This is a genomic window from Paenibacillus sp. MER TA 81-3, assembly GCF_023713585.1.
GTDB lineage: Bacteria > Bacillota > Bacilli > Paenibacillales > Paenibacillaceae > Paenibacillus_B > Paenibacillus_B profundus.
Window position 1 is genome coordinate 1 of sequence record NZ_JAMAWB010000042.1, and the last position, 6,889, is coordinate 6,889.

Sequence of the window (6,889 nt, forward strand, 5' to 3'; positions counted from 1 at the left end):
GAATACCTGTTTGGTGGCGATAGCGGAGGGGTTCCACGCGTACCCATCCCGAACACGACCGTTAAGCCCTCCAGCGCCGATGGTACTTGGACCGCAGGGTCCCGGGAGAGTAGGACGTTGCCAAGCAAGTGTAAATAGCCCACTGACTTATTAAAGTCAGTGGGCTATTTTTGTGTTAGCAAAGAGGCGGTGCAGTTCGCAGATTATCGTTGATTTGCTTAATACTTAATAAAGTTATTAAAGGCCTGGAGTTTTCTTCATGGGAGAACTTAGGCCTGACTTCGACACATATGAGGACTATATGAAGAAGGCATCTACCTTGAAGACGGTGTTCATACAGCCTTCCGCCTTGCCAGAAGGGGATAGCTTTGCCAAGGGGAGGATCTATCTGGGCTCCGTTTGATCGTTCATTTCCTGCAGAATTGAAGGCAGAGGCCAAAAAGAAAGAAAAAAAGGTTTATTCGAAAAAATATAATTAGACGGAAGCAGATCTTATCGAGATGGAGTATACAAATGGAGGAAATAATTTGATTTTGAAATATACTCGTCTTGATCTGAAGCAATTTGTCGATCAGAAAAGGCTATTTGTATAGAGCTGTTAAGGATAATGATTAGTCTGAAGCAAAACAGCCTCCTGTGGCTCGAAAAGGGCAGGCAGCTCGAAATAACAACAAACGAAGAAAATACATTGACGAAGGAAAAATTGATCAAGAACGCCAAAACGATGATCAAAAAACAACATATATCGAGAAGTCAGCAACCCTCTGCAGGAACTTAAGCAATAAAATGTTCCTCAGGGGGTTGTTTATGTTTATGGGGTTTGACCCCAGACCGGCGGGAAGCCCAGCATCTTCTCATTCGTGAGCGATGCGGTTTGCAGTAACATCGTTGTATTGGCTTAAAATGATGAAGTTATTAACGTTTTCTTAATTAATATTAATAGAATGTTGTGTGGCTTTTTTCCAATTCCTTCGCTAGGATAATATGAGTGAGCATATATTCAAGTAATTACATAAGAGAATTTACCATGAATTTGAAAAAAGCGATTGTCGCAATATTGGTCGTATCTGGCATGCTGACTGCATTGGCAGGTCCGATTCCTGCTGGAGCCGCGCCAGCGCAAGAGAAGCAGCAAGAGCAGCAACAATCGGATCGCTGGACGGTTCAAGTGGATCCGAAATTTACGGATAAGCTGAATAAAGCGGTAAAGTTATTTGCCGGGAAAGATGTTGAATGGCAGAAGGTAGGCAAGCTTGGCGTTAAGAAGTACGATCTGTAGATGGAAAATATTTTTTAGAGTTTGACAGCGAAACAGGGCGTATCTGGACGGTAGGCGGCCAAACCGCCACGATCGATCAAATCAGTAAAGAGGATCAAGAAGAGGTTCTAAAATTGCTTAAAGGAATGTATCCAAAGAAGAACTACGCATTTGATAAAGAAGTTGAGGTGACTCACCAGTATACTGATGAAAAAGCAGAGCTGAGAGATTGGATAACGTATCGCTTGAAAGGAAAAGATTTCTCCGCTTACTTGGACAAACATGGGCTTGTGAGAGATCACATCAGTCACATCGAGATTTATTTTGATAAGAAAGAGCTTGATCCGAAATTGTTGAAAACGGCGACAGACGCTGCTAAAACAGCTTTTAATCATAAATTTGAAATGAAGAAGAGTCAGCTTCAGGGTTATTTTAAGCGAATGAAACAAGGTCATAAACTAATTGATGCTACGGGACGACAAGGTTACGATTTATGCGGATCCCAATACAGGAAAAATAAATAGCGTAATCAATGAGATCGGAATAAAAGTACGGGATAATAAAGGAATTTCAGAAAAAGAGGCAAAAGAAGCGGTTGCCCCATTAGCGAAGAAATAGTTCAATATCGATCTTAATGGATATAACGTGAAATGGGATAACCTGACAAAAGACTATTACTTCACCAAAAAGAATGGCACAAGTGTGAGAGCGGTGCTGGATGCCAATAAAAAAGTGGTATACATAAAATCCGGGAGCGCTGCGGCTCCTGGGGCTTAGAAGTCACTGGGGTTACGCGTGAGCGTAGAGATTAGCATGCTTGAATTCTATTCTTCGCTGAAAGAAGAACATAAGTATATATACATAGGAGGAAATAATATGAATGTAAAAAAAGCAATTCTAGCGTCTATGATCGTATCCAGTATGTTGGTTACCGTGGCAGGCCCAATTCCTGCAGGAGCCGAGGCTGCGCAAGAGCAGAAGCAAACGGATAATAAGAAAGTTCAGATCGACCAGAAGCTGGCCGCCAAGCTGCAAAAAGCAATCAAACAATATGCGGGGACAGAGATCAAGCTAAAGAATGTCGGCGAGAAGACAGAATTTCATATGACTGCAAAGGTTGAATCCGTAGACGGAAAGTACGCTATCCACTTTAATATTAAAGGGGGTAGAATATGGCAAATTGACGAAAAGGTCACAATCGACAAAATCAGTAAACAGGATCAGGAGAAAGTCCTGAATGCGTTGAAAGGAGCATATGCCAATAAAACATATATCTTTGATAAAGAAGTGATCAAGCAGCGAGGCTATGATGGTGAAAAACTAGGTGTGCCTTTGTCGTATAAGTTGAGAGGGAAAGACTTTGAGATATACTTATTAAAGGAAGATATTTCAAAAATGCCAACGGATACAGTTGGTGGATTTGAGATAAAATTCACCAAGGAAGAGCTCGATCCGAAGTTGCTGGAAACGGCAACAAAAGCGATCAAAACGGCATTCAATCATGATTTGGAAGTTACAGCCGCTCACCTAAGCCGCTTTAGATGGACACTTGAGGATAAGGACGTATCGCTTGATATAGCAGAGGGAAAGGTCACTAACGCATTTCACAAAACGCGTAAAACGGTAACGACCAACAAGGAGATTACGGCAAAAGATGCCAAAGAAGTGGTTGCTCCGCTTGCCAAGGAATTATTCAATATGGACATTGCGGAATTGGAAGTGAAGTGGGACAGCACATTTAAAAATTACCACTTCATTAAAGGCAAACAATCAGTATTGAGAGTAGCACTGGACGCCGATAAGAACGTAGTGTTCCTATCATCAGGTGTCAGAGCGTTATTGGGAGACTAGTATTATCGAAAACTATCGTGAATAGGACGGGTTTGAATATAAAAGAGTTATTGAATTGCATGACGCAATTTGATAACTCTTTTAATTTGGATATTGGTATTTAGTTTTTGATTTTTTTCTTAAATTATATTCATAGAATGTTAAGTAGAATATTGGAAATTCAATGTTAGTATAGAAAGGAGTGTTCATATAATAATGCTAGGAGAAGATAATATGAATGTTAAAAAAGCAATTTTAGCGACTATGATCGTTTCTAGTATGTTCGTAACTTTGGCAGGCCCGATTCCTGCGGGAGCCGAGGCTGCGCAAGAGCAGAAGCAAACGGATAATAAGAAGGTTCAAATCGACAAGAAGATAGCTGCCAAGCTGGAAAAGGCGGTAAGTGAATTTGCGGGGAAAGAGATTAAATTGAAGCTGCAGGATGCCTTCAAGCATCCACATGGTATAGTGGCGGTTGAATCGGTAGATGGAGATTACAGTATAGACTTCAAACCAGAAACAGGAGATATCATTAATATTACTGGCAATCAATCCATCAATAAAGTTAGTAAAAAGGATCAAGATGATTTATTGAATAAACTGAAAGCGATGTATGGAAAGAAAACATACACTTTTCATAAAGAAGTTCAAGTCACCCAGAGTTATGAAAATAATAAAGAGTCTCGAACCTTTTATTTATTAAAAGGGAAAGACTTCACGATCTCTTTGATGAAATATGCACCAGGGACAAAAGATAAAAATTATATTGGTGCGGCCGTGATCGAATTCGATAAGAACGAGCTTGACCCGAAATTGTTGAAGACGGCGGCAGAAGCGGTGAAAACAGCTTTAGATCAAGATTTTGACGTGACGAAAGCTAAGCTTGGGTATTATCAAGGCATGAAAGAAACCATGTGGGAACTTAAAGGCGGCAATGTGACGTTAGCTGTGGAAGCTAAAACAGGGAATACAGAATATGTTTATGATATTTCGCGAAAACGGGTGATGACTAACAAAGAGATTACGGAAAAAGAAGTGAAAGAAATAGTCGCTCCGATCGCAAAGAAATTGTTCCAGATGGACATCCAGGGGCTTGAAGTGCAATGGGATAACTCAGCCAAAGATTTCTGCTTCGTCCAAAATAAAGATACAAAAATGACAGTGGCGCTGGATGCCGATAAAAACGTAGTTTACATGTTTTCCGGAATTAGAATGCTTCTGGAGAACTAGAAGTTATTGATAACACTATTGGGTGAACATAATACTTGAATCTAATTTTCGCTAGATACACAATGAGAATATAAGGATTTGCATGGGAGGATAATACTATGAATTTGAAAAAGGCTATCGTCGCAACATTGGTCGTATCCAGCATGCTGACCGCATTGGCAGGCCCAATTCCTGCAGGAGCCGAGGCTGCGCAAGAGCAGAAGCAAACGGATAATAAGAAAGTTCAGATCGACAAAACGATGGCCGCCAAGCTGCAAAAAGCGGTAAAACAATTTGCGGGGAAAGAGATAAAGCTTGAGGATGTCGGCGAACTTGAGAATGGGCTGGTCACGGTTCAATCTGCAGACGGAAAATATGGTGTTTTCTTCGATCCTAAAAAAGAAAAAATATGGAGTGTTTCCGTCAAGACGACAATCGACAAAGTCGGCAAAAAATTTCAAGACGAAGCCTTAGAACAGTTGAAGAAGGCCTATTCAAAGAAAAAATACGTGTTTAACAAAGAAGTTACACAGTCACAGTCTTACGATAATAGTAAGGGAAAACTTGGCGAGTATGTAACTTATAATTTAGACGGGAAAGATTTTCGCGCTCAAGTAATTGCTAATATTTCAGAAGGCTATGCCAGCGCCGGTGCGACGATCGATATTGACAAGAAAGAACTTGATCCGAAATTGCTGAAAACGGCAACGGAAGCGAGCAAAACGGCGTTCGATCATCAATTTGATATGACGAAGGCGCAGATCGAGAGTGAGTGGAAGAGGCATACGTGGGTGCTTCAGGACGACAAGGTGACGATTTACATGGATAGCGGGAAAGCAGTCAGTCTGATCAATGAACAAGGCAATAAGGTGACGACGAACAAAGAAATGACGGAAAAAGAGGCCACAGAAGCGGTCGCTCCGCTAGCGAAAAAGTTATTTAATATCGACATTACGGGATATGTAGTGAAATGGGACAGCTTATTTAAAGATTACCGCTTCATCGAAAAAGATGAAAATACGGCGGTGAGAGCCGCATTGGATGCTGACAAAAACGTGGTGTACATAAAATCCGGGAGTAGAGCGGCCGCAGGGAATTAGGAGGGACCTGCGCCAGCGCAAGAGCAGCAACCCAACAGGAAGAACAACAAAACGGTACAACGGACAATTAAAGACGTGGATAAGAAGGTTACTGCAGGGCGGTCACGTTATGTTGCTAAAGGCTCCCTCCCGGGAGAGTAGGTCGTTGCAAAGCAGTATGGAACAGCTCATTGACTTTAGTGTTGTCAGTGGGCTGTTTTGTTATGCACAAGTTATTTACATGCTGCTTATTTCCAATGCAGACCCATTTTTTACTGGTATCCAGCCACATAGATCCTTGAAGTTAAGATGACAGTACCAAAGGTACGCTGGAAACCGGGGACCTTTTGGCTGTGACCATTCCAAATGTGGCAATGTAGGTGATCGGAAACGGCATTTCGTTTGTCGTCTCGCGTAACTCTTTAATACTACACCGGTTTCACTATCCATATCGACACTGTTGTCCAACTCGCCCTCAGCATAACTATATGAACAGCAATAGGTTCTGCTCATATAATTGAACTGGAATAAATTAAGGGTTGAAAGTAATGGGATGGATATGATATATTTTAAGACCGATAGAGAAAAGGCGATACTTATCTCATTGGGGATAATCGTTAATATGGCGGTCGTGGCGAAGTGGTTAACGCATCGGATTGTGGCTCCGACATTCGGGGGTTCGATTCCCCTCGATCGCCCCATATGATATTATGCCGATGTGGTGGAATTGGCAGACACGCCGCACTCAAAATGCGGTGCCGAGAGGCTTGCCGGTTCGAGTCCGGCCATCGGTATTTCGTAGAAGGGTTATAGTGAGACACTATTGAGGTTGTTATAATTTGATAAGTTGTCTACTTTATGCCCTCTGAACGCGACGGTAGCTTAGAACATTGTATTAATGTTCTAAACTACCGTCGCGTTTCGTTTATAGTTTAATAAAATCTCCCGATCCATGCCCTTCAGTAGTGGACAATGCCCAGAATCGGCAGCAGCGTTACCCAATTTGCATATCCATTTATCAATGGCGCGGTTCACGATGTTGAAGCTGCAATGAAATGGTGATAATTATATATTGCAGATTTCTCTCAACTATAATAGTGGCAAGCGAAGCGTGAGGCTATGCGAGTGAAGCGGGTTGAGGTGCTAGCGACGATAATTATAACTGTTGTCTAAATCTTTCTAAAAATAGGGGTTGCAATCTATTGCGAAGCTATGGTATATTCTATTTCCTGCCTCGTTAAGAGGTTGGAGGCAAGACAAAGAAGCAAACAACTTAAAAAAAGATGTTGACTTCGATTGAAAGACATGATATATTATATAAGTCGCCGCTGATACGGCGGTGAGAAAAAGAAAGTAACTAAGAAATTGGTTGCTTGATGAAATGATGATTGCTCTTTGAAAACTGAACAACGAGTGAAACGTTTGTGTAATAGAGGTTAACAACCTCGTCAGCAATACATGAGCAAGTCAAACTAACTTTAACGGAGAGTTTGATCCTGGCTCAGGACGAACG

6 protein-coding genes, 2 tRNA genes and 1 rRNA gene are annotated in these 6,889 nt (G+C 41.5%); all 9 read left to right on the forward strand.

What is annotated here, in order from left to right:
* The first annotated feature begins 9 nt into the window (after window positions 1-9).
* Window positions 10-126: ribosomal RNA gene (gene rrf, locus M3650_RS31020) — 5S ribosomal RNA — on the forward strand.
* 133 nt (window positions 127-259) lie between these two features.
* On the forward strand, window positions 260-403 hold the full coding sequence (locus M3650_RS31025) for a hypothetical protein (protein ID WP_019418931.1): 144 nt from the start codon (window positions 260-262) through the stop codon (window positions 401-403).
* A 624-nt stretch (window positions 404-1,027) separates the two neighbouring features.
* A complete protein-coding gene (locus M3650_RS31030; RefSeq protein WP_251580202.1) occupies window positions 1,028-1,279 on the forward strand; it encodes a hypothetical protein in 252 nt (83 codons plus the stop codon).
* A gap of 113 nt (window positions 1,280-1,392) precedes the next feature.
* The gene (locus M3650_RS31035; RefSeq protein ID WP_251580204.1) at window positions 1,393-1,782 is read left to right on the forward strand and encodes a hypothetical protein; all 390 of its coding nucleotides are present in this window, start codon (window positions 1,393-1,395) and stop codon (window positions 1,780-1,782) included.
* Window positions 1,783-2,134: 352 nt separating this feature from the next.
* Window positions 2,135-3,109, forward strand: coding sequence for a hypothetical protein (locus M3650_RS31040; protein WP_251580206.1), 975 nt, complete (start codon window positions 2,135-2,137; stop codon window positions 3,107-3,109).
* Window positions 3,110-3,322: 213 nt separating this feature from the next.
* Window positions 3,323-4,318 (forward strand): hypothetical protein, encoded by a 996-nt coding sequence (locus tag M3650_RS31045; protein ID WP_251580208.1) that lies wholly within the window; start codon window positions 3,323-3,325, stop codon window positions 4,316-4,318.
* Window positions 4,319-4,416: 98 nt separating this feature from the next.
* Complete coding sequence (locus M3650_RS31050) at window positions 4,417-5,397, forward strand: hypothetical protein (protein ID WP_251580210.1); 981 nt, start codon at window positions 4,417-4,419, stop codon at window positions 5,395-5,397.
* A gap of 604 nt (window positions 5,398-6,001) precedes the next feature.
* A tRNA-His gene (locus M3650_RS31055) sits at window positions 6,002-6,077 on the forward strand.
* A gap of 11 nt (window positions 6,078-6,088) precedes the next feature.
* Window positions 6,089-6,170, forward strand: a tRNA-Leu gene (locus M3650_RS31060).
* Window positions 6,171-6,889: the final 719 nt, after the last annotated feature.